This window comes from Erysipelothrix sp. HDW6C (assembly GCF_011299615.1).
Taxonomy (GTDB): domain Bacteria; phylum Bacillota_I; class Bacilli_A; order Erysipelotrichales; family Erysipelotrichaceae; genus Erysipelothrix.
Genome location: NZ_CP049861.1, coordinates 1,641,916 through 1,663,922, shown reverse-complemented (window position 1 = coordinate 1,663,922; position 22,007 = coordinate 1,641,916). Strand labels below are relative to the sequence as shown.

24 protein-coding genes and 1 other annotated feature are annotated in these 22,007 nt (G+C 41.0%); of the genes, 19 read left to right on the top strand and 5 right to left on the bottom strand.

Translation table 11 applies throughout. From position 1 onward, the window contains the following. Positions 1 to 382: 382 nt before the first annotated feature. A complete protein-coding gene (locus tag G7062_RS08000) occupies positions 383 to 943 on the bottom strand; it encodes a hypothetical protein (RefSeq protein WP_166065392.1) in 561 nt (186 codons plus the stop codon). An 11-nt stretch (positions 944 to 954) separates the two neighbouring features. Further along, on the bottom strand, positions 955 to 1,734 hold the full coding sequence (locus G7062_RS07995) for an HAD-IIB family hydrolase (RefSeq protein WP_240915938.1): 780 nt from the start codon (positions 1,732 to 1,734) through the stop codon (positions 955 to 957). A 37-nt stretch (positions 1,735 to 1,771) separates the two neighbouring features. Here G7062_RS07995 and G7062_RS07990 point away from each other — a divergent pair, with 37 nt between their 5' ends. Continuing rightward, positions 1,772 to 2,410, top strand: a complete 639-nt coding sequence (locus tag G7062_RS07990) for a M48 family metallopeptidase (protein WP_166065390.1) — start codon at positions 1,772 to 1,774, stop codon at positions 2,408 to 2,410. Positions 2,411 to 2,427: 17 nt separating this feature from the next. On the opposite strand, the gene G7062_RS07985 is transcribed toward G7062_RS07990, so the two are convergent. Beyond that, positions 2,428 to 4,053 carry an NFACT family protein gene (locus tag G7062_RS07985; RefSeq protein ID WP_166065389.1) on the bottom strand — a complete coding sequence of 542 codons (1,626 nt, stop codon included), beginning with the start codon at positions 4,051 to 4,053 and terminating at the stop codon, positions 2,428 to 2,430. A gap of 239 nt (positions 4,054 to 4,292) precedes the next feature. Between G7062_RS07985 and gmk the strand changes: the two genes are divergently transcribed. From gmk to G7062_RS07945, 8 genes are read left to right on the top strand one after another with little or no spacing between them, the layout of a single operon-like run. Further along, positions 4,293 to 4,865: a guanylate kinase gene (gene gmk, locus G7062_RS07980; RefSeq protein WP_166065388.1), complete on the top strand. Its 573-nt coding sequence runs from the start codon at positions 4,293 to 4,295 to the stop codon at positions 4,863 to 4,865. Positions 4,866 to 4,898: 33 nt separating this feature from the next. Then, positions 4,899 to 7,031: a primosomal protein N' gene (gene priA, locus G7062_RS07975; protein WP_166065387.1), complete on the top strand. Its 2,133-nt coding sequence runs from the start codon at positions 4,899 to 4,901 to the stop codon at positions 7,029 to 7,031. A gap of 1 nt (position 7,032) precedes the next feature. Next, positions 7,033 to 8,247, top strand: coding sequence for a transcription antitermination factor NusB (locus tag G7062_RS07970; protein ID WP_166065386.1), 1,215 nt, complete (start codon positions 7,033 to 7,035; stop codon positions 8,245 to 8,247). 31 nt (positions 8,248 to 8,278) lie between these two features. Then, complete coding sequence (locus tag G7062_RS07965; protein WP_166065385.1) at positions 8,279 to 9,001, top strand: PP2C family serine/threonine-protein phosphatase; 723 nt, start codon at positions 8,279 to 8,281, stop codon at positions 8,999 to 9,001. Next, the gene (pknB, locus tag G7062_RS07960) at positions 9,002 to 10,753 is read left to right on the top strand and encodes a Stk1 family PASTA domain-containing Ser/Thr kinase (protein ID WP_166065384.1); all 1,752 of its coding nucleotides are present in this window, start codon (positions 9,002 to 9,004) and stop codon (positions 10,751 to 10,753) included. Between the two features lie 3 nt (positions 10,754 to 10,756). Further along, the gene (gene rsgA, locus G7062_RS07955; protein WP_166065383.1) at positions 10,757 to 11,611 is read left to right on the top strand and encodes a ribosome small subunit-dependent GTPase A; all 855 of its coding nucleotides are present in this window, start codon (positions 10,757 to 10,759) and stop codon (positions 11,609 to 11,611) included. After that, a complete protein-coding gene (rpe, locus tag G7062_RS07950) occupies positions 11,608 to 12,258 on the top strand; it encodes a ribulose-phosphate 3-epimerase (RefSeq protein ID WP_166065382.1) in 651 nt (216 codons plus the stop codon). The genes rsgA and rpe overlap by 4 nt, the downstream gene beginning before the upstream one ends. Beyond that, a complete protein-coding gene (locus tag G7062_RS07945; RefSeq protein WP_166065381.1) occupies positions 12,255 to 12,857 on the top strand; it encodes a thiamine diphosphokinase in 603 nt (200 codons plus the stop codon). Before rpe ends, G7062_RS07945 begins: the two co-directional genes overlap by 4 nt. 20 nt (positions 12,858 to 12,877) lie before the next feature. Here the strand turns inward: G7062_RS07945 and rpmB are convergent, their stop codons facing one another. Next, complete coding sequence (gene rpmB, locus G7062_RS07940; RefSeq protein WP_166065380.1) at positions 12,878 to 13,069, bottom strand: 50S ribosomal protein L28; 192 nt, start codon at positions 13,067 to 13,069, stop codon at positions 12,878 to 12,880. Between the two features lie 192 nt (positions 13,070 to 13,261). Between rpmB and G7062_RS07935 the strand changes: the two genes are divergently transcribed. From G7062_RS07935 to G7062_RS07925, 3 genes are read left to right on the top strand one after another with little or no spacing between them, the layout of a single operon-like run. After that, positions 13,262 to 14,509 carry a cell division protein FtsA gene (locus G7062_RS07935; protein ID WP_166065379.1) on the top strand — a complete coding sequence of 416 codons (1,248 nt, stop codon included), beginning with the start codon at positions 13,262 to 13,264 and terminating at the stop codon, positions 14,507 to 14,509. Positions 14,510 to 14,515: 6 nt separating this feature from the next. Further along, a complete protein-coding gene (ftsZ, locus tag G7062_RS07930; protein WP_166065378.1) occupies positions 14,516 to 15,571 on the top strand; it encodes a cell division protein FtsZ in 1,056 nt (351 codons plus the stop codon). 44 nt (positions 15,572 to 15,615) lie between these two features. Further along, positions 15,616 to 15,891, top strand: coding sequence for a hypothetical protein (locus G7062_RS07925; RefSeq protein ID WP_166065377.1), 276 nt, complete (start codon positions 15,616 to 15,618; stop codon positions 15,889 to 15,891). Between the two features lie 7 nt (positions 15,892 to 15,898). Here G7062_RS07925 and G7062_RS07920 read toward each other — a convergent pair whose 3' ends face one another. Next, positions 15,899 to 16,918 carry an NADPH dehydrogenase gene (locus G7062_RS07920; RefSeq protein ID WP_166065376.1) on the bottom strand — a complete coding sequence of 340 codons (1,020 nt, stop codon included), beginning with the start codon at positions 16,916 to 16,918 and terminating at the stop codon, positions 15,899 to 15,901. A gap of 81 nt (positions 16,919 to 16,999) precedes the next feature. Here G7062_RS07920 and G7062_RS07915 point away from each other — a divergent pair, with 81 nt between their 5' ends. The 7 genes from G7062_RS07915 (at position 17,000) to G7062_RS07885 (ending at position 22,002) form a co-directional block, all read left to right on the top strand. Then, positions 17,000 to 17,530: an N-acetyltransferase gene (locus G7062_RS07915; RefSeq protein ID WP_166065375.1), complete on the top strand. Its 531-nt coding sequence runs from the start codon at positions 17,000 to 17,002 to the stop codon at positions 17,528 to 17,530. A 90-nt stretch (positions 17,531 to 17,620) separates the two neighbouring features. Beyond that, a complete protein-coding gene (locus G7062_RS07910) occupies positions 17,621 to 18,064 on the top strand; it encodes a MarR family winged helix-turn-helix transcriptional regulator (protein WP_166065374.1) in 444 nt (147 codons plus the stop codon). Beyond that, complete coding sequence (locus G7062_RS07905; protein WP_166065372.1) at positions 18,054 to 18,680, top strand: nitroreductase family protein; 627 nt, start codon at positions 18,054 to 18,056, stop codon at positions 18,678 to 18,680. Before G7062_RS07910 ends, G7062_RS07905 begins: the two co-directional genes overlap by 11 nt. Positions 18,681 to 18,759: 79 nt before the next feature. Continuing rightward, positions 18,760 to 18,994: a binding site (T-box leader), on the top strand. Positions 18,995 to 19,040: 46 nt separating this feature from the next. Further along, on the top strand, positions 19,041 to 19,838 hold the full coding sequence (locus tag G7062_RS07900; protein ID WP_166065371.1) for a MetQ/NlpA family ABC transporter substrate-binding protein: 798 nt from the start codon (positions 19,041 to 19,043) through the stop codon (positions 19,836 to 19,838). 43 nt (positions 19,839 to 19,881) lie between these two features. Beyond that, the gene (gene radC, locus G7062_RS07895; RefSeq protein WP_166065370.1) at positions 19,882 to 20,568 is read left to right on the top strand and encodes a DNA repair protein RadC; all 687 of its coding nucleotides are present in this window, start codon (positions 19,882 to 19,884) and stop codon (positions 20,566 to 20,568) included. A gap of 67 nt (positions 20,569 to 20,635) precedes the next feature. Then, complete coding sequence (gene mreC / locus G7062_RS07890; RefSeq protein ID WP_166065369.1) at positions 20,636 to 21,475, top strand: rod shape-determining protein MreC; 840 nt, start codon at positions 20,636 to 20,638, stop codon at positions 21,473 to 21,475. Then, positions 21,472 to 22,002, top strand: coding sequence for a hypothetical protein (locus G7062_RS07885; RefSeq protein WP_166065368.1), 531 nt, complete (start codon positions 21,472 to 21,474; stop codon positions 22,000 to 22,002). Before mreC ends, G7062_RS07885 begins: the two co-directional genes overlap by 4 nt. Positions 22,003 to 22,007: the final 5 nt, after the last annotated feature.

Genomic DNA, 22,007 nt, shown 5'->3' with positions numbered 1-22,007 from the left:
GAAAGTAAGTTATAATTCTGTGGCTTTCACACTCTAAACTCATATTTTGTTTACGCATACCATAGTGAAATTATGGAGAAAGAGTATGTCTCAAGAAAAACCGTATTGGGAAAGAAGGGAAATTATTAATCGAGAATGTACGAGATACTAATTTAAGGGCATCATTATGAATTCAAATCTTCACTTTAGAATTTAGCGGCTAAAGTAATCTATCTTACACAAACATGTGTATTGAAAACATAAAAGTTCCTACCCACGCAAAATCACAGAGTTCAAGAAAGTGCTAACATATATTGATGTGATATTCTTTGAATTAGACATAAGAAAACCCTATAGATCATCAGTGTGCGAGCACATGCAAGGTGGTCCATAGGGTTTTGTTTTATTTCTTGTTCTCTAATTTCTTAATGTCTTTACCTAAGCGATACCAGTGATAACCATTATAGATTACAATGGCCCCTGCTACGATCATTAATGCAATGAACAGGTAGAATTCATAACCGACGAATCCACCGTTCGGTTCGATTTGACGTGATATAAGAATCAACATCATCAACATGGGAAGCATTAATGCTAAAAAGTAATCTGCGCGTTGTGCGTTGAGTGCATCTTCGTTGCGTGTCTTTTCCATATCGTCTGCTGAGATTTTAAGAATCTGTTTCTTCTTAAGGAAAACGAAACGCGTATAAAGTTCAAATGCACCGTAAACAAGTGCGGCGAGTCCTACGGATACCAGTAGGGGCCATTTGAGTAATCCGGTTGAGAGTACAAAGATCAGAAGTGCCCACATGTATTTACCGTCGAGAATTGGGATGCTCTTCATGTCTTTCTCAGGAATGTGATATCCTTCGTTTGTTCCTTTGATCACCCAAATAATGCGGCGACGTTTGTCTTTGATTAAACCATATTTTGTAATATCGTCAACTTTAGTATTCTTAGCCATAGAGCCTCCTATTATAATACGCCAAAGTGTTTTAAAGCGTGGGCAATACCATCTTCAAGCACTGTCTTTGTTGTGAATGTTGCGACTTCTTTAACCCCATCACACCCATTACCCATTGCAACTGAGAAATCAGCTGATTGCAGGAATGTTACATCATTTTCGCCATCACCAAATCCAGCAAAACGTTGGACACCAAGATGGTTGTTTAAAACCTTAACACCATTGTGTTTGCCAGAGTGGATACTCATGATTTCGCGGTTTCCCAATTGGTCTCCCACGATAATTGACTCTGCAAAAAGTGTTTCTCGTAGTGATTCAGGAATGGTGTCAAAATCGTATGAGAGGATGTTGAATATTTTCTCATCATTGTATGTTTTGACGGGATACATCTCAGGGACATTAAAGTGTGCGAAGGAATCAATCATTTTTTGATTGGGTTGGGAAGAAATAAATATTTCGTCGCCTTCTAGCATCAAGGGTCCATCGTTGAGTGCAATCAGTTCGCGAACCCATTGTGGGTCCATTATGACTTCATTGATCACATTTAGATCTCGGTCGAGAACCAAAGAACCATTTGCAAGGACATAACCATCCCAGTCCAACATATCAACAACACCAACCTCATGGGCTCCCAGTAAACTGCGACCCGTGCATAAAGCGATTTTGTAACCACGTTGTTTCAAACTGTTTAAAGCATCTAATGTACTTTGAGGGAAGGTGTGTGTCTTGTTGTCAAGAAGGGTACCATCAACATCAAAGTAGAATATTTCTGAATTTTTCAATTTTATCACCGCAAATATTATAGCATGTTTATGGTATGATACTGATATGAAGATAACAATTATTGAGTCGAATCGAAAAACAATGGCCTTACATGTGCGAGATGGTGAAGTTTTTGCGCGTGTTCCAATCGGCATGCCCAAAGAAATTGTCACGTCGTTTATTGCTTCTAAAGAAGATTGGATTCAAAAACATATTGAACGATACCGTCCTTTCGGTTATGAACCAGGGTATCCGATGCGTATTTTTGGGCATGAATATCCCGTCCAAATCATCGAAAGTAAGCGTTTTATATGCCGTTGTATTAATGGTGTTTTTGAATTGGGATATCCACAGTCGATGCCGCTTGAAACAATCCAAAAGAAAATTGATGATACATACAAACAGGAATTACTGAGAATACTTGATTTATGGGTCCCACTTTATGCTGAAGCATTGCGATTGGATGAGCCAAAGTTTAAAATCCGTAGATACAAACGATTGCATGGTCGTTGCAGCAGTAAAGGGGATTTAGCGTTTAACACATATTTGTATCAAGAACCGTTGGAGTTTATCAAGTATGTCGCGCTTCATGAGTGTGCCCATCTTATTGAATTCAATCATTCAGCACGGTTTTATGCTTTGATTGAAAATATCATGCCCCATTATAAAGCAGTGATTCGCGATAATAAACTTCGAATCGATTAAAAAAGAAGCCGAAGCTTCTATTTGTTCACATAAGAGAGCACAAGGTCCTCGTCGGGATCGATGAAAATACTTTTATGGGTTGCGACACTGACCAAGCCAAGATTCCCGCCGGGAATCTTTTTAATATTGCGCGCTTGTGTATAATGTACCTCAATGGAACTACCCAAGCGACTCTTGGAATAGTATGCAGCGAAATGAGCGCAAAGACGGATCTTCGCTTCGTCCAGTTCGGGTGTCTTAATAAGAACGTGGGCCCCAAAATCGTAGGCTGCATGGAACCACGTATCCTCTTTACGTGCTAACTTGAATGAAATGTAATCATTTTGAATGTTATTCTTTCCAATATAAATAGTGGTTTCATCGTCATATTGAATGGTAATGTAACTTGGTTTTTTCTTTTTCTTCTGATTGCTTTTGCGCTTTAACTTTCGTTGATGCACAATGCCTTGGTCAAGCAACTCGTCGTTGATTTCTTGGGCATCTTCAACGGATGCTTGCTCTGCTTGTGTTTGCAAGGCGTCAAAGTAACGAATACGCTCTTCAGTGCGGTCAATTTGTTCTTCAAGATATTTGAGCGAAGTTTTTGCTTTTTGGTATCGCTTGAAGTACATGCGGGCATTGTCTTTGCCGCCATAACGTGGGTCTAGTTCAATCGTAACATCATTGCCACTGAAGTCCTTTAACGTAATGCTGCTTTGGCCATTACCCGTATGACTTGCGAACGCATAGAGAAGGTCGCCGTATTCACGAAGGTGATCACTGTCTTGTGCTTTTTCCAAGTCGTCATAAAGCTTGGGAAGTTTTTGACGACTCCGTTTGAGTTCGCGTCGGATGAGTTTAAGAAGATCACCAGTGTGTGATTTTACGCGGTCTCGTTCTTGGATGTCATGGTAAAATGCATCCAGACCTTCCATAATGGGTTTAACAACGGCAGTTTTATTAAGGTGTGTGAGTTCAATAATGTGGAATTCATTGTCGTAGATGAATAAATCATCTGAAGTTTGAAGTGCTTCCACAATATGCTCAGGGCTCTCAGTTTGCAAACGATGCGTAATTTCTTTCTCTAAGAGAGGAGAAATCCCATTGAATTGATTGCGTAATGCTTCGTCGGGATTGTATGAAGCGAGTTGGAGGAAAGATTTCTTATCGAACTGCGGCGGATAGTCATACTCGCCACCACTTACGATGGCACGTTGACTGTTTTCAAAAGGTGAGATACGCTTTTGTGCATCAATGATTAAGTTCTCGTCGTTAACGATAATCACATTGGCATATTTCCCTAACAATTCAACAATCAGACGGTATGGACGAATAACCCCCATATCATCACGGTGTTCGACGTGAAATTCAATGACACGGTCAAATCCATATTGCTCAATTTTTGTAATGATACCGCCATCCAAATGCTTACGCATCAGTGTTTGTAGATGTGTTTGTTCCATGTTTGCGGTAGGTTTCTCTTGGGTCCATTGGACACGGCTAAAAACAGGGTGTGTCGAGATGAACAAGTTCATCTTCTTCCCTGCGAAACAATGTAATATAAATTCATGATTGGAGGGTTGGGTGATGCGGTTAATCTTCACCGGAACCGCCGCATTCATTTTTGTAATAATGCGATTTAATAAGACGCCATCTATTGCCATACTATCAACCTTTCGAATGAGTACTATTATACCACAGATACACTGCTCCCTTAGGATGAAACCTTCAATTTTATGACTGTTTTTTGTGGACTGTGTGCATTGTCATGGTGCAAGTTCCATGGATGATGGGTGTTGAATCTCTGCCAGTGCGTATAAACTCACATTAAAAAGGGAATTTACTACGAAAATAAAAGCGATGTGTGATATAATAAATAAAATATTTATAGAGGATGGTGTGTATGAAGCGAGGATTATTGATTATCTTATCGGGACCCAGTGGTGTGGGCAAGGGAACGGTACGTAAAATATTCTTTGAACGTGAAGAATTGAATCTTGCTTTCTCAATTTCAATGACAACGCGTGGACCGCGTAACGGTGAAATTGATGGCAAGGATTATTATTTTGTCAGTCAAGAACGCTTTAAAGAAGCAATTGCGAATGATGAAATGTTGGAGTATGCCGAGTTTGTGGGAAATTACTATGGCACACTCTTAGCAGAAGTGGATCGTCTGCGCGACATGGGGAAGAATGTTCTTTTGGAAATTGAGGTTCAAGGGGCATTGCAAGTTATTGAAAAAGTACCGGATTCACTCAGTATCTTTTTAGTTCCACCAAGTATGGAAGAGTTAAAACGCCGTATTGAAGGACGTCAAACAGAATCACAGGATATTATCAATGAGCGTTTGGAAAAAGCTGCAAAAGAGATGGAGTTGATGAATCATTACCGTTTTGTAATCTGTAATGAAAATCCTCAACTGGCTGCGGATTCCGTAGCATTGATTATTAAGCGTAACATTGAAACAACTCTTTAAGAGTTGTTTTCAGTCTTTACAGGAGGAAGTCTCATGTACTTGGATGTTTATATCGAAGATAGTTTTCTAGGCAATCAGGCACTCACTTATGATGCGCATGATTTTTTCGTGCAACCTGGAACGCGTGTTCGCATTACCATCCGCAATCGCGATATCATCGGCTTTGTCCATCGAGTCTATCCACGTGAGGACAAAGGGTTTAAAGTGTTGCCGATTCAAGGGGTGATTGATGAAGCGCCAATTCTTAATGAAGAGTTGTTTGCCTTAGCTGAATGGATGCGATACCGCACAGTATCGCCAATTATTCGTTGTTTGCAAACGATTTTACCCAATAAGTTGAAGCCGCAATCCAGTGCGAAAGCGGCAAAGATGGAACGGATTGTGCGTCGCACGGATGTTGATACCGTTGCGCTTACAACACGCCAACAAGCATTTGTAGATTTGTTTGTCATAGACCAAGAAATGGGTGTTAAAGAGGCACAAAGTATCTATTCAGGATTTCGAACGCTCGTGTCCAAAGGGTATTTTGAATTGGATGATCGTGAAGTGCGCTATGAAGAGGGTGTTGTCGAAAAGTCATACCACCCATTGCCGCTGACAGCCGATCAGCAACACGTTGTGGATGGCGTTGCACTGAATCGCGCTGAAACCTATTTATTACATGGGGTAACAGGGAGTGGCAAAACGGAAGTCTATCTACAAATTGCCGCCAAAGTGCGCCAACAAGACCAACAAGTACTTATTCTGGTTCCAGAAATTTCATTGACACCGCAAATGATTGATCGTGTATCCAAGCGTTTCGGTGAGGATGTAGCCATCTATCATTCTGCATTGAATGATCAAGAGAAATATGAACAATATTTACGCGTTAAAAATCATCAAGTTCATATTGTCGTTGGGACGCGCTCATCTGTATTCATGCCCTTTGATAATCTTGGACTGATTGTTGTTGATGAGGAACATGACTCCAGCTATAAACAAGAAAATGTTCCGTATTATCATACGCGTGACATTGCGATTCATCGCAGTGAGACACATCAGTGTCCTGTTATTCTTGGCAGTGCGTCGCCAGCATTGGAAACATATGCGCGGGCATTGCGAGGTGTGTATACGCTGTTGGAACTGGAATCACGCATCAATCATAATTTTCCAAAGGTAACCGTAATCGATACGCAAAAAGCGCTCAAGAGTCGTCAATCTGCGTACCTAACTGAACCGCTTTTGGCTGGAATCCAGGCGCGCTTGGATGTCAATCAACAAGTTGTACTCTTACTCAATCGTCGGGGTTACATGACAATGCTTAAAACCGAAGATGATGAAGTCTTGCAATGTCCAAACTGCGATGTTGCATTGAACTATCACAAAGATGATAATTCAATCCGTTGTCACATGTGTGGGTATCAAATTTTTGGAGCACCGACCATCAATGGAAAACGTGTTAAACTGGTCGGAAGTGGTGTTGGTACCCAACGCCTTGAAGAACAAATCATTGCATTGTTTCCCAATGCACGCGTGGGTCGCATGGATGCAGACACGACACGTAAGAAAAACGCCCATCAACAGATAATTGGTGATTTTATTGATCATAAATTTGATATCTTAATTGGAACACAGATGATTGCGAAAGGGTTGGATATTGAAAATGTCACATTGGTTGGGATTGTAAATGCAGATACATCTTTGGCATATACCGATTACCACGCTGTGGAGACAACATTTTCCATGCTTTTGCAGGCAGCAGGTCGTTCTGGACGGGGACGTTTTGAGGGCGAGGTTATGATTCAAACCGCCAATCCCGACCATTATGCCATTCAATGTGCCATCCACCAAAAGTACAAACACTTTTTCAGTCAGGAAATGGTTTATCGCAAAACAGCATCGTATCCTCCTTATAATTATCTTATTTCAATTATTTTGAGTGATGAGGATGAGACAAAGTCGTTTCAAGCTGGACAGATGTATCTTGATTTAATCAAGGACAGTGGGTTGCAAATAATTGGCCCCATAATGCTGCGGAAAATGCAAAGAAAGCACAGATGCCGTATAATAATAAAAGGTCGTGACTTAGAGGCGATGATTGCACTTTGTCACCAAAGTTTGGATGTTTTCCGAACCTTAAATAGAACAGGAGTTGTCGTTGACGTAAATCCGTTGACGCTGGAATAATATGAGACGAATTGAAAGCTACAAAGTATTGAGTGAGGTCTACTTTAAAGACCGCCATGCCCATTTGGTGCTCAAGGAACTTGATTTATCATCAGAGGATCAAGCTTTTGTAAGTGCCTTGGTTTACACGACGCTCCAACACAGTCTTTACTTGGACTACCAATTTGAGGATTTTGTGGATGCAAAGTTGCCAGAAGCAGTGAAACTGATTATAAAAATGGGGTGTGCACAAATTTTCAAAATGGATAAAATCCCAGATTACGCTGTTGTAAATGAGTCGGTTGATTTGGCCAAACGGGTCAAACAACACCGTTACAGCGGTGTCGTGAATGCCGTCCTAAAACGCGTAATTGAACGGGGTGAGCGTCCATTGGAAGGGAATCCCCTTGAACAAGCATCCATTGAATACAGCATGCCGTTGTGGATTCTAAAGTTATTGAGCAAACAGTATGACCAAGCGTTTGCGATTGGCTATGCGCAATACTGTCAAACGATACGTCCATCGTATGTGCGCTTCAATACGTTAAAGCCAATTGCAGAGATTGACGATGAACTTTTTGGGACATTAAATGGACATCCAATTGCGAAGGCGCCACTCTTTAAGAGTCCCGTGCTGCGTGAGGGTTATGTGCTCATCCAAGATATTAACTCACAGGAAGTCGTTAAACGTATGGACTTGATGGAAAACATGCGTGTCTTGGACTGCTGTTGTGGTCCTGGTACGAAAACATCACAAATCGCAGCCATGATGAATAACACGGGACATATTGACGGTGTTGAGTTGTATGCATCCCGTGCACAGGCAACAGAAGAACTTATGGAACGTGCGAATGTGCACAATGCGTCCATTCATACAAGCGATGTTTTAGATTTCACGAGTGAGACACTGTATGATCGTATTCTTGTTGACGCACCGTGTTCTGGTTTGGGGGTAATATCTCATAAACATGACTTGCGATATCATATCAAACCCAGTGATTTGGATGATTTGGTTGTGCTGCAAAAGGCAATGCTTGCCCATGTCGCACCGATGGTTGCTGTTGATGGTATTCTGGTTTACTCCACATGTACTTTAAACAAAAAAGAGAATGAGCGCCAAGTTGCAGACTTTCTTGCCAATCATGAAAACTATATCTGTCTTGAAGCAGAAACAATGGATCCCTTGCAGACCCAAGGGGATGGATTTTATATCGCTAAATTAAAGCGAACATGTTAAGATTAATGAGTAGAAATTGTGAGGTTCGTTCGTGAAATATACAAGCATCAGTGAAATAGGGCTCCTTCGCAAAGACAATCAAGACTTTGTTGCAGTAGTCGAAAATAACAATGCCTTACTTGCCATCGTTTGTGATGGTATTGGGGGTGCCAATGCTGGCGCAGTTGCCAGTCAAATGGTCGTCCGTATGATTCGTGACGCCTTTTTAGAGGTGCAGTCTTTTATCGATACCGATGAAGTGATGACTTGGTTTAACAGGACGATTACAGAAGTCAACAAGGCTGCATATCATGAGTCTTTAGTTGTACCAGAGTACAACGGTATGGGAACAACACTTGTTGCCTGTGTCATTCTTGCCGGTGAGGCTATTGCATTTAACATTGGTGACAGTCGAATTTATCGCTATGAAGGGGAAACCTTACAGGTCTTAAGTCACGATCAAACCTATGCCTATGAAATGTATCTGCGCAATGAAATTAGTCTTGAAGAAGTCGATGAACATCCCAAACGTAATGTCTTAATGAATGCGGTAGGGATTGATGAGCGCATTTCCTATGAAACTATTCATATAGAAAAAGGGTGGGATTACCTGCTGATGTCATCCGATGGTTTGCATGGGTATGTGCCCCATCTCACAATTGAAGAAACAATGAAGAAAGATAAAATACTTGAAATACGCAATCGTCTTATGGAACTCTCTTACCAAGCCGGTGGTTATGATAATATTTCAATAATTTTGGTGGAGGGTGATTAGATGAGCGAAATGATAGGAAACCGTTACTTATTGGTTAAGAAAATTGGTAATGGTGGTATGGCTGATGTATTTCTGGCAATGGACACGGTGCTGAACCGTGAAGTTGCTTTAAAGCGTTTGCGTGGTGATTTATCCCATGACCCCGTTGCTTTGTTACGTTTCCAAAGAGAAGCGAATGCAGCGAGTGGTTTGGATCACTCAGGAATTGTTGATGTTTATGATGTCGGTGAAGACAACGGTCAACATTATATTGTCATGGAAGTCATTCGTGGCACCACATTAAAAGAACTCATTCATCGCCGAGGGGCTTTGGATAAGGTTGAAGCAACGGCAATTATGCGTCAGTTGTGTTATGCCCTGCAGGTTGCACACGAGAAGAAAGTCATTCACCGTGACATCAAACCGCAAAATATTTTGGTTAAAGATGATGGTACCGTGAAGATTACTGACTTTGGCATTGCCTTAGCTGGAGATGCTTTACAGTTAACCCGTTCTGATTCTGTATTGGGATCGGTTCATTATATGGCTCCAGAACTCTCACGCGGTGAGGGAGCAAGTGTGCAATCTGATATCTATGCTTTAGGGGTTGTGTTTTATGAATTGTTAGCAGGCGATGTTCCGTATCGCGGAGAAACACCTGTCGAGATTGCCATGAAACACATGCGCGATCCATTCCCATCCATAAAGAAGTTCAATACAACCTTACCAAACTCCATTGCAAACATTATTGCTAAAGCAACTCATAAAAATCGCAATTACCGCTATGGTAATATCGAGGAAATGATCGATGATTTGCAAGACTGCCTTGATCCAAGTCGTGCTGAAGAACCAATTTGGGAAGCAGATGCGGCGGATGATGAAGGGACCAAACTTATTGATAAATTGGATACCATTGTTCAACCGAAAATTGATCCAGTAAAAGCACGTCGCAAGAAAATCATGATTTATTCTGGAATCGGTTTGAGTGTTGTTTTACTCATTGGGCTTATCTGGATGTTTACCCGACCAAAACCCTTGTCAGAAATCAAAATCCCTAAAGTAGAAGGGATGACTGCTGAAAAGGCAACGGAAACCCTGGAAGGTCTGGGGTTGAATGTGAATCCGAATTATACCTATCAGTATTCCGATGATCACGAACTCGGTATAGTTATCAGTTCACGTCCAGGTGTAGATGGCATTGCCCGTCCAGGCGACATGGTTAAATTAACGGTGTCCCAAGGGAAGATGTTTGAAGTCCCTGATTTGACAGGGAAGACGGTTGAAGAGGCGCGTGCGCTTCTAGTGAATACAAAGATTGAATTAAAGCAGCGCGAAGAAGCAACCAACGCTATGGAACCCGGTATTATCATACGTCAAGAGGGACTTACTGCGGGTGAAAAAATTATTCCCAACCAAAAACGAGAACTCATTATTTATGTAAGTGGTAAAGTGCAACTTCAAATTCCAAGCGATATTGTCGGTATGGGAATTGATGAAGCAAAAGGCAAACTTGAAGGCATGGGATTGACGGTTCGTACGGAAGAAATATCCCAAGATGGTATGAGTGAGACGACAATTGCTGCCTTGCAGTATGGGGTTGTAATTCGAACCGATCCTTTACCTGGAAGTTTCTTTGTTCAACGTGACGATAATTATGTCACGCTCTTCTATTACATTGAAAAGGAAAAACCTGCTACTCCTGATAAACCCGTGACACCTGAGAAACCAACTGAACCTGAGAAACCAGCGAATTCCGAAAAACCAAAGGATTAAATTATGAAAGAAGCAATTATTACACGCATTGTATCCAATCGCTATACTGTATTCTTTGATGGTGAATTTCATATTGCCATTGCAATGGGGAAATTACGTTTGGGTAACAAACCAACAGTTGGTGATCGTGTCCAAGTAGAATTCACAGAAGAAAAGTGGGTCATCCAAGCGGTACTTGAACGGAAGAATCAATTGATTCGCCCCCTTGTGTCGAACATTGATCAGGCATTAATTGTAATGTCGTCAAAAGAACCAGACTTCTCGTACACACTGGTAGACCGCCTTATTTTCTTAATCTCATTGGAATTCATCGAACCTATTATTGTTGTATCCAAGGCGGATTTGGCATCATCTGAATTGATTTCTGAAATCACAGCAGAATACAAAGACCATGGCTATCAACTAATTTTAACAGGAAAAAACTTACCAACACAGCCTCTTGAAGCAATCCTTAATGGACGACTTTCAGTTTTGGCAGGCCAAAGTGGTGTTGGAAAATCGAGCATTCTCAATCGTATTAATGAAGACTTAGAATTGAATACACAAGAAATATCCAAAGCCTTAGGGCGTGGACGCCATACAACACGACACAATCAGCTGTATCCGATTGCTGGTGGTTGGTTGGCAGATACACCGGGTTTCTCATCACTTGATTTTAGTAGCGTAAGCGCTCAGGAAATGGCACAAACAATTCCCGACTTTAAACCATACCATGGTGAATGTCGTTATCGTGATTGTTTGCATCTTAAGGAACCAGGATGTAAAATAAAAGAGAAAGTTGAATCGAATGAAATTTCTAGTCGCCGTTATCAGCACTATGTTGATTGCGTTGCGCTCATCAAGGAGGAATCACGATGACACGAATCGTTGCACCATCAGTTTTAGCACTCGATTTTAGCGATATGAAAACGCAATTAAAACGCGTTGAAGTTGCTGGAGCCAAATGGTTACACTACGATGTTATGGACGGGGTTTTTGTTCCCAACATTAGCTTTGGTCCTGACATTATGAAACAAGTTGATCATGTATCCGATTTATTTATGGATGTTCACTTAATGATTGTCGATCCACAAAAGTACTTCGATGCTTTTATCGACAAAGGGGCAGATGCCATTACATTCCATGTAGAATGTTTTGCAGATGCAACTGAAGGTATTGCTGCAGTGAAAGAATTAAAGAAACGTGGCGTAAAAGCTGGAATCACATTGCGTCCTGGAACTGATTTGGATACCATTGTTCCATACTTGAAGCATGTTGATTTGGTACTTGTAATGAGTGTTGAGCCTGGATTTGGGGGTCAATCGTTTATGCACGAAATTGTCGACCGCATCAAGGCAATTGCCGAGTATCGCAGTGTCAATGGCTATGAGTACTTAATCTCAGTTGATGGTGGCATAAACGATCAAACAGGATTGAAATGCCGTCAGGCCGGTGCGGATGTTCTGGTTGCCGGAAGCTATGTTTTTGGCGATGATATTGAGAAGGCAGTCGCGTCACTCTTATGAGTAAAGTAACATTAGTTCTTGGAGACTTCGAAGGAGCCGTCGAGGGTGATGTTATTGGTGTTGATTATGGAGCCCTTGTTTGTATAAACAAGGGTCTTTCTATCAAACTCGCTTGTGGAGATTTTGATTCTGTTACAGAAGCAGAATATGAACAAATCAAAGACTATGCGGATGAAACTATCCGTTTAAAACCAGAAAAAGATGACACGGACTTCTATTTTGCCTACAAGCAATGTGACACCTATGATGAAATCTTAGTTGTGGGTGGCTTGGGAAGACGCCGTGATCACGAGTATACCAATATTATCACAGCCATTATGGACAGCCGTATCACGATTGTGGATGCGCAAAATCGCATAAAAAAATATGACGCAGGACGTCATAGTGTTAATAAAAATCATTATCAGTATTTCTCAGTAATGGTTATTGAACCTTTAACCATTACATTGGAAGGGTTTAAATACCCTCTTTATGAGCGAAGCGTTCAATTTGGAGATACCTATCTTACTTCCAATGAAATTATAGGGGAGACAGGAATCATGACTTTAGAGGGCGGTAGCGCCTTAATTATACAATCGAATGAAATAAAAAAACGGTGATTCACCGTTGTTTTTATTTACTATCTAGCTTGTTGTGCTTTCAATGTCTTTAATGCACGGGCGGAAATACGGACTTTAGTTGGCTTTCCGTCAACCATAATAGTCGCTTTTTGTAAGTTAACACTCCACTTACGACGTGTTGCACGAAGTGAATGCGAACGCTTGTTTCCGGATAGTGTTTTCTTGCCAGTTACTGAACATACTCTAGGCATACCGTAACCCCCTTTCTTATCTAAGTTATAACGCTTAGTTACTATATCATAGGGCTAAATTTTAATCAAGTAGGTTCTTTAAATAAATACACATAAATTTCAAATGTGAAAATTCTGTTTAAGTGTCCATTTAATGCCTTTAATAATACTTCCTATTGTGATATTATGTTAATAGTACGAGGAGGTTCGCAGATGGAAAAACAAATTATCGCTGCTCTGGAAATTGCGGATCATGAAGTACGCTTACTTGTTGGTCAATTTTTCAATGGTAGGTTAAATATCTTAAAAGTAGAACGTGTGGCGCACTTGGGTGTAGCAGGCTATGCCATTATGAGTGAAACACATGTCGTTGACTCCATAAAAAAAGCAGTTGAGAATGCATCACGTAACCTTGGCGTCGTTGTAAAACGCGTCTTACTCTTGGTTCCTGGGATTCATACAAAACGCGTTAATCGACAAATTCGTGTACCTATTGCAGGTAGGATTGCGGAAACCGACATCCGCCATGCTTATAAAGAATTAAAAGAAGCATCGTATCCCGAAGGATACATATTAACAAACATCTTATTCAGTAAGTTCTTTGTCAATGGTAGTTCAACACGCAAGTTACCTTTGAATGAAAAGAGTGATTCCTTAACAATCGAAGCAGAATGCTATTATGGAAAGCAATCAATTATCTTTCCTTATGTAACTGCGGTTGAGAAATCAGGATTGCAAATTATTGACATCATAACGGATGACATTGGGTTTGCGAAAGAAGCATCGCTTTTTGAAGCATCCATTGACAAACCTGTCATTGGTTTGACACTCAATGAGAAAATGACACGCATGTCTTTATTCTACCAAGGTGTCTTGGTTTCCAATGATTATATTGATGCCGGCTTTGACACATTTATGAAGAAGATTGAAACAACCTTGAAAGTACCATCCGATGTTGTACATCGCTTGTTGTATTTTAATGTTGACTTGGATGAAGCATCACCAGGTCAAGACCCAATCTTTATGTGGTCAACCAAATCAACAACGCACACGTTGTCACAACAGGATCTTATGGAACTTGTTGCTGATGATATTCGTGCATTCATTGCAGATATACTGGATCGCTGTGAACCAATCTTTGAATTGGGTGAACCACGATTTGTCATATCGGGTGAAGCAAGTGAGATTGATGGCGTAACCAATTTTATTAAAAAGCAATCTGTTGCTGAGGCGGTAAACTACCGTTCAACAACATTTGGTGTTAAAGACCCTGGTCTGACATCATTGGTGGGGGCCTTCTACTTATACAAGGATCATCAAATCTATCGTGAGCGTTCATTCTCAAGCGTTGACGAAGATGAATTTAAACGGATTGTGATACAATACAATCAAGATGACAAAGATGATTCAATAACACAAAAACTGAAAAACATGTTTTTCGAACGTAAACTGGAGGATTAGTAAAATATGAGTACACAATTACAACATGCAGTAGCAAGAATCAAAGTTATTGGCGTCGGTGGCGCAGGAAATAACGCCGTCAACCGCATGGTTGATGAAGGAATGAAGGGTGTCGAGTTCTATGTCGCAAATACAGATTTGCAAGTACTCAACGTGTCACCAGTTGTCAATCGTATCGAACTTGGTCGTGAAGTAACCAAGGGACTTGGTGCGGGCGCAAATCCCGAAACAGGTCGCAAAGCGGCTGTCGAAAGTGAAGCTGAGATTCGCGATGCTGTAAAAGGCGCAGATATGGTCTTTGTCACTGCCGGACTTGGCGGTGGAACAGGAACAGGGGCATCACCACTTGTAGCAAAAATTGCACAAGAAGAAGGTGCACTTGTTGTTGGTATCGTAACAAAACCATTCACCTTTGAAGGGCGTCGTCGTTCCCAACAAGCTGAAGCAGGATTGGAAGAATTAAAAACATATGTTGATTCTCTAATTATTGTCAGCAACAATCAACTTCTTGAAGTTATCGGACGCATTCCGTTCCAAGAAGCATTCAAAGAAGCAGATAATGTGCTTCGTCAAGGGGTTCAAACCATTACAGACCTCATTGCAGTTCCGGCAATGATTAACTTGGACTTCGCCGATGTACGTTCCGTTATGCAAGGTCAAGGATCAGCATTAATTGGAATCGGTATGGCTCAAGGCGAAAACAAATCCATTGAAGCTGCACAAAAAGCAATTACTTCACCATTACTTGAAGCACAAATTGACGGTGCTCGTAATGCAATCGTTAACGTTACTGGTGGCGATTCCATCTCAATTCAAGATGCAAGTGAAGCTGTTGATTACATTCGTGATGCAGCTGGCAATGATATTGACATCATCTTTGGTGTTGCAATCAATGAAAATATTGGTGATGCTATTATTGTTACCGTTATTGCGACAGGATTTGATGATTTACATAAAGAAACAAAAGAAGTCGTTCATACGGAATCACGCTCAGGTGCACAAACAACAACTGAACGTAAGGACACAAACAACGATATCCCAGAATTCTTTAAATCACGTTAACCAAAGCACGCTTCGGCGTGTTTTCTATTTTAGGAGCGCATACTATGAAAACAATTTACCTCGTTTTTCCTGAAGGCAGTTCAGGAAACCCTCGCATTGAAGATGCAATTCGTAATCACTTAGGAGCAAAAGGTATCACTGCAACACTTATATCCGGTAGTGTTGGGGATATACCGATTGATGTGGATTTGGTGGTAACACTATCACCACAGGATACGCAAGGATACACAGGCCCCATCGTTGATGGCGCATCACTGCGCACCGGTGTTGGGAATCAACCAGTGTTGTATGAAATCACAAAAAAAATAACAGGGGCTTAGGCTCCTGTTATTTAAATGCACGTGTATATTGTTTGGTTATTAATTGATGTTTGCGACGCGCTTGAGCAGCATGCAAGACCCAATGCGGATCATCAAGAAGGGGCCGGGCAAGGCCGATAAAATCCACGCAGTCTGTTTCTAAGAGATACGAAGCAAGGCCAATATCTCCCAGCAATCCGCACGCCATAACTGGCGTTTGTGGGAATGCGCCCTTGATTTCCATTGCATGAGGTACTTGGTATCCTGGATATATAGCATGCGGTGGGGTTGGTGTGATACCACCGGTTGAGACGTTGATGTAATCAAATGAAATCGTGCTGTCTTTAAGAATTTGAATTGTTTTCTCTGTATTTAATCCATTGTCTTCGTAATCGGTTGCGCTTACGCGAATGCCTAAAATTTTATCGCTTGGCATAACCTCACGAACAGCGGTTGCGATTTCGCGGATCAATTGTGAACCATCGTGGTATGCATCATCTCGAATGTTGGAAATCGGACTCATGAACTCAGAAATGAGATAACCATGAGCACCATGAAGCTCAATCCCATCAAAACCAGCTTCCATGGCAAGAAGTGCTGAATTTTTAAAAGCAGCGACAACATCAGAAATCCCGTTTTCGCTAAGTGCTACGGGCACTCGGTATTCATCATTAAAAGCAAGTGGGCTGGGCCCGTAAATGGTGTCCACACCCACCACACACGTGGATTTACGGCCAGCATGATTCAATTGGATAAAGATGGTGCTGCCTTCGGTATGAACTGTGTCGACAATGGGCTTGAATGCTTCCATTTGTTCACGATTCCAAAGACCTAGACAATCGTCCGTGATGCGGCCTTCGGGTACAACACCGGTTGCTTCAACAATAATTGTCCCAACCTGGCCAATTGCACGCGAACCATAATGGGCTTGGTGGAAATAAGTAGGAATTCCGTTGTTATCGTGTGCCGAGTACATACACATCGGCTCCATGACAACACGGTTTTTTAATGCGATGTTGTTAATTAAAGTGGGTTCAAGTAGTTTCATAAAAAAACCTCCATGCAATTAGTATATCATTACTGTCAATATCTGCTAAATATGATACGATACAAAAAAAAGGAGACTTCCATGAAAATTGTACCTTTATTACGAAATGAATATGATGGCAAACCCTTGGAGTTTCGCTACACGACATCTCATTACTACGACATTGAAAGTGCAGAAGATGCTCTTTTTGACATGAGAATCGTCCGTAAACCCTTTGAAGTTTCTCAAGCGAAATCTTTCAATGCTGAGTTATTTCCCGATTACATTGAAAATCCTCAAGTTTTTGTGATACGTGATAAAGATCTAATTGTCGCATATTTAGAAATTGGATCGGAGTCGTGGCACAATCGATTGCGCATTAGTGCATTGCTTGTGGATGAAAAGTATCGTGGACGCGGTTATGCTGGTGCGCTCTTAGAATATGCGAAACAACATGCATTGCAAGAAGGGTACCGCGAAGTGGTCTTAGAAACACAATCCTGTAATGATCCTGCCATTAAAGCATATTTAAAACATGGATTTAAAATTAAGGGTTTGGATTTGACCCACTATTCAAACGAAGATATCGCCGCGAAAGAAGTACGCATCGAAATGATGGCTGCGATTCAATAAGCTGATAACAGAGCATGTTATTGGCTTTTTATTTGATATTGTTTTATGATTGATGTGTCAATCGTTGATATATCAACGATAGGAGGTATTATGAAACATACGATGATTCATGACATGCTATCCCGTGTTCGTGATATTGATACATGGGCTCCGCTCGTCTTTGAAGCAAAAATGAATATCAGTCTTGTTCGTTATGAGATACTCAGTCGCCTTTTGCTGGATGATTCCTTAATTCAAGTTGACTTGCAAGAAATGCTGAACTTGGACCGGGCTGCAATGTCGCGTCATTTAGGGATTTTAGAGGACAAGGGTTATGTTGTGCGCAATCGCAACCCTGAGAACAAGCGAGAGGTTGTTGTCACAATTAGCGAAGAAGGACGGCGTGTGATGCAGTCCTGTTGTGATACACACGATGTTTTTAATGAACGCTTGATGGAAGGCATTAGTGAGGCATCGATGGAAGTTGCAATTGGAGTGCTAGAGACACTACGAGAGAATGTAAATCACATTATGGAGGGAAACAATGATGAATAATAATTTTGATGATGTTGTATTGGCAAGACGCTCGATCCGTGGATACGATAAAAATGTAAAAATCAGTCAAACAGATATGATGGCAATTTTGAATGATGCGGCGCGTGCACCATCTTCAGTAAACATGCAACCATGGCGCACTGTCGTTGTTGAAAGTGAAGCAGGAAAGGAAACCTTGAAGCCACTAATTCGTTTCAATGGATTGCAAAATGATACATCATCAGCCATGATTGTTATTTTTGGTGATATGGAATGTTATCTGAATGCGGAGACAATTTACGATCAAGCAGTAGCTGAAGGAAAAATGAGCCAAGAGGTTCGTGATGCGCAATTAAAAGCAATCGTACCGTATTACAAGGGTTTCTCGCGTCAAAAAATGAATGATGTTGTGAAGATTGATGGGAGTATGTTTGCGATGCAACTGATGCATGTAGCACGCGCCCATGGCTATGATACATGTCCTATTGGTGGATTTGAAGAAGATGTGATTGCAGAAGCACTCGGACTTGATGCCGAGCGCTATGTTCCTGTTGTAATTGTTTCGATTGGGAAAGCGGTTGATAAGGGGTATGAATCGGTCCGTTTGCCTATGGATACATTAACAACCTTCAAATAGTTTCAAGGTTATTTCAGGTGTTTTCATAATTTTCAGTAAATGGCTTGACATCATAACCAGATGTGGTATTATCAAATTACGAAAAGCAATGAAAAGGAAAGTAGAATGGTTCGAACTTGTAGAGAGTCCTTGGTTGGTGTAAAAGGATAGGGAACATCATTTGAAAATGGCCTTGGAGCTGTAAAGCTGAGACATATGTTTAGGTTTTACCGGGATCGCCCGTTAACGCGACAGAGTATGATAGTACTCGGTAAGGTCAGTATTGCAAAATGCTGATAAATTAAGGTGGTAACATGAGCACGCTCATCCTTAGGGATGGGCGTTTTTTATATTTTTGAGACGAAAGAGGAGGAAAAGAATATGAAAAAAGTGTTAAGTGTATTGGCTGCATTACTGGTATTGGTGGGGTGTGGCGCAAAGCAATCGAGTGATGATAAAGTTATCAAGATAGGGGCAACACCCTTACCGCATGCAGAGATATTAAATCAACTGAAAGGTCCCTTAGAAGCACAAGGGTATACACTTGAAGTTGTAGTATTTGATGACTACAAGATTCCCAATACAGAAGTGAATGCAGGCAGCTTGGATGCAAACTACTTCCAACACATACCGTATCTTGAAGACTTCAATGAAGCAAATGGTACGAATGTGGTTCCAGTATTGAAAGTTCACTATGAGCCCATTGCAATCTATAGTGGTAAAAAGACGGCATTAACAGATGTTGCGGATGGTGATACAGTACTTGTGCCAGATGATGCAACAAACTTACCCCGTGCGTTAAAGTTGCTTGAAGAACTTGGTTGGATTGAGCTCAATGAAAATCGTGATACTTCAACACAAAAAGATATTGTAAAGTTCAATAAAAACATTACAATTAAAGAAATTCAAAGTGATGGAATCGCGGCATTGATCAATGATTCTGAGTATGTAATCTTAAATGGTAACTATGCATTATCATCAGGTGTAACCGATCGCGCTTTACAAGCGGAAACAATTTCTCCCGAGAAAATTGCGGAAATCGTGAATGTGGTTGCTGTAAAAGGTGGGAATGAAGAGTCTGATAAGACAAAAGCCATTTTAAAAGCTTTCGAAGATGAATCAGTCCGTAAGTATGTCGCAGAGAAATTTGCTCCTGCTGTAACATCAGTTCTTGATTAGGGATTTATAAAATAAGGGTGTATTTGATTGTGGAGGTGTTTGTTTGAAAATCCAATCAATGCACCCTTCGTCACGTCCGCGTGAGAAGGCGCTGGAGTATGGTATTGGTAGTTTATCCGATCGTGAGCTATTAGCCTTGTTTATACGAACTGGAACGCAAAAGAAGTCTGCTCTTGAATTGGCGGATGATGTGCTTTCACGTTGTGATGAATTACAGCGATTTAGCGAGATGACCCTGAATGATTTTTGTAGTATTGACGGCATTAAAACCGCGAAGGGTATTGAATTGTTGGCGGTGATGGAATTGAGCAAACGTATTGTGAAACCACGTATTGGAAGTTCGGTGTCAATCCATGAACCTCAGGCATTGGTTGCGTGGGTCAATCGGGAAGTGGGCTATGCAGAACAAGAGAATTTTTTAGTCATATTTCTAAACAATCAAAACAATCTGCTTGGTCACGAGATACTTTTTAAAGGTACGGTCGATCACAGTGTTGTCCATCCTCGTGATATTATTAGAGAAGCTGTTGCTCGCAATGCATCGCGCATTATTCTCGCACACAACCACCCCGGTGGCACGATGGTGGCAAGCTACGCTGATAAAGAAGTGACAGAAATCATGGTGCGCGCAGGAAATCTTGTTGGAATTGAAATTCTTGACCATATTATTGTAGGTCAGGGCGCGTATATTTCACTTAAATCTCAACATCCCTATTTGTTTGAAGAATAAGACGTGAAGTCTTGTTCTTTTGTTTGTAAAGTAGCAGATTCTTAAGTATAATAAAATAGGTGATGAAATGAAACAGAAAAGCAGATTTAAACGTGTCCTTCTTGGACTCTTAATAACAATTATCGTTGCACTTTTAGGGATGAATTTCGTGAAGAATTCAGCCTTTTATCAAAGTGTCGACCGAAACTTCTTTGGTTTCATATCAATGTTGCGTTATGGCTTAATTGATTATCCAATCGAGACAGTCAGCAATTTTACAAACGATGTCGCAACGATGTGGGATGTGCGTTATGAAAACGACCGCCTGCGTGAAGAACTGGATGCTGCGGCACACATGAACACATACATTCGCGCTCTTGAAGCGGAGCGTGATGAACTTAAAGAACTTAATGGACTTAACAGTCTTTATACAGAAAATGAACTTATCAAAGGGATGGTTAGCAACCGTTCCAGTGAAAAATGGGACAGTGTTGTGAACATCGATATTGGACGCAATCAAGGCGTCGCAGTTAATGATGGTGTGATGACATCCCATGGCGTTATTGGACGCGTTATTGACGTCAATGATGACAGTGCTGTAGTTGCGCTCCTTGTTGCCAATGATGACAATTCGCGCGTATCTGTAAGCATTGAAGTTGCACCGGGCGAGTATGTTCCTGGTATTTTGGAATCCTATAACCATGAAAAAGGCGTGTTTACGGTTAGATTGCTTGAAACAACAAGCTCAATCACAGCAGATATGCTTGTGTCAACTTCAGGAGGATCGGGAGTGTATCCACGAGGCTTGCTTGTTGGAAAAGTCGAATCGGTCAAAAATATATCCGAAGGAACGGGTGTTGAAGTGTATGTTAAATCAAGTGTAAACTTTGATAATATCGGTTATATTGCGGTGGTGAAACGACCATGAGAACCATTCGTTTTGCACACTTCGCCTATGTCGTCGTAATGTTGTTGCTTGATTCAATCATTAATGCAGTGTTTCGTCAGTTTGCCTGGTCACATATAACATTTATCAGTAACTTAGCATTTATGGCCATTTTACTCCTGACACAAAACGACTCTCGTGAAGAGACGATCATCAAAGCGGGACTGCTTGGGATATGGATGGACTTGAACCACATTGCTTCATTTCCAATATTCTTCATTGCATACACAGTTACAGTGGTTATGGTTCGTCTATGGGATCGCCATATTGGTACAACCGCCCTTGAGTTTGTGGTTATGGTAATTATTGCGATTTTCGTGAAAGAAATTATAACGTTTGTCTTAATCTATTTCTTAAAGGGATTCAATCAATCCTTGGCTCAGTTTATGTCAACGCGCATTTTCTGGGTCGTACTGGGAAACATAGCCCTCATACCTGTGGTAAGATATGGCTATAATGTAATGCATAAACAAATATTAAAACGCGCACAAAATGTTTACATGCGTTAGTGGAG

Coding starts and splice junctions, on each gene's coding strand:
- G7062_RS08000 (WP_166065392.1), bottom strand. CDS start 943: ATGGCTAAGAATACTAAAGTTGACGATATTACAAAATATGGTTTAATC.
- G7062_RS07990 (WP_166065390.1), top strand. CDS start 1,772: ATGAAGATAACAATTATTGAGTCGAATCGAAAAACAATGGCCTTACAT.
- G7062_RS07985 (WP_166065389.1), bottom strand. CDS start 4,053: ATGGCAATAGATGGCGTCTTATTAAATCGCATTATTACAAAAATGAAT.
- gmk (WP_166065388.1), top strand. CDS start 4,293: ATGAAGCGAGGATTATTGATTATCTTATCGGGACCCAGTGGTGTGGGC.
- priA (WP_166065387.1), top strand. CDS start 4,899: ATGTACTTGGATGTTTATATCGAAGATAGTTTTCTAGGCAATCAGGCA.
- G7062_RS07970 (WP_166065386.1), top strand. CDS start 7,033: ATGAGACGAATTGAAAGCTACAAAGTATTGAGTGAGGTCTACTTTAAA.
- pknB (WP_166065384.1), top strand. CDS start 9,002: ATGAGCGAAATGATAGGAAACCGTTACTTATTGGTTAAGAAAATTGGT.
- rsgA (WP_166065383.1), top strand. CDS start 10,757: ATGAAAGAAGCAATTATTACACGCATTGTATCCAATCGCTATACTGTA.
- rpe (WP_166065382.1), top strand. CDS start 11,608: ATGACACGAATCGTTGCACCATCAGTTTTAGCACTCGATTTTAGCGAT.
- G7062_RS07945 (WP_166065381.1), top strand. CDS start 12,255: ATGAGTAAAGTAACATTAGTTCTTGGAGACTTCGAAGGAGCCGTCGAG.
- rpmB (WP_166065380.1), bottom strand. CDS start 13,069: ATGCCTAGAGTATGTTCAGTAACTGGCAAGAAAACACTATCCGGAAAC.
- G7062_RS07935 (WP_166065379.1), top strand. CDS start 13,262: ATGGAAAAACAAATTATCGCTGCTCTGGAAATTGCGGATCATGAAGTA.
- ftsZ (WP_166065378.1), top strand. CDS start 14,516: ATGAGTACACAATTACAACATGCAGTAGCAAGAATCAAAGTTATTGGC.
- G7062_RS07925 (WP_166065377.1), top strand. CDS start 15,616: ATGAAAACAATTTACCTCGTTTTTCCTGAAGGCAGTTCAGGAAACCCT.
- G7062_RS07920 (WP_166065376.1), bottom strand. CDS start 16,918: ATGAAACTACTTGAACCCACTTTAATTAACAACATCGCATTAAAAAAC.
- G7062_RS07915 (WP_166065375.1), top strand. CDS start 17,000: ATGAAAATTGTACCTTTATTACGAAATGAATATGATGGCAAACCCTTG.
- G7062_RS07910 (WP_166065374.1), top strand. CDS start 17,621: ATGAAACATACGATGATTCATGACATGCTATCCCGTGTTCGTGATATT.
- G7062_RS07905 (WP_166065372.1), top strand. CDS start 18,054: ATGATGAATAATAATTTTGATGATGTTGTATTGGCAAGACGCTCGATC.
- G7062_RS07900 (WP_166065371.1), top strand. CDS start 19,041: ATGAAAAAAGTGTTAAGTGTATTGGCTGCATTACTGGTATTGGTGGGG.
- mreC (WP_166065369.1), top strand. CDS start 20,636: ATGAAACAGAAAAGCAGATTTAAACGTGTCCTTCTTGGACTCTTAATA.
- G7062_RS07885 (WP_166065368.1), top strand. CDS start 21,472: ATGAGAACCATTCGTTTTGCACACTTCGCCTATGTCGTCGTAATGTTG.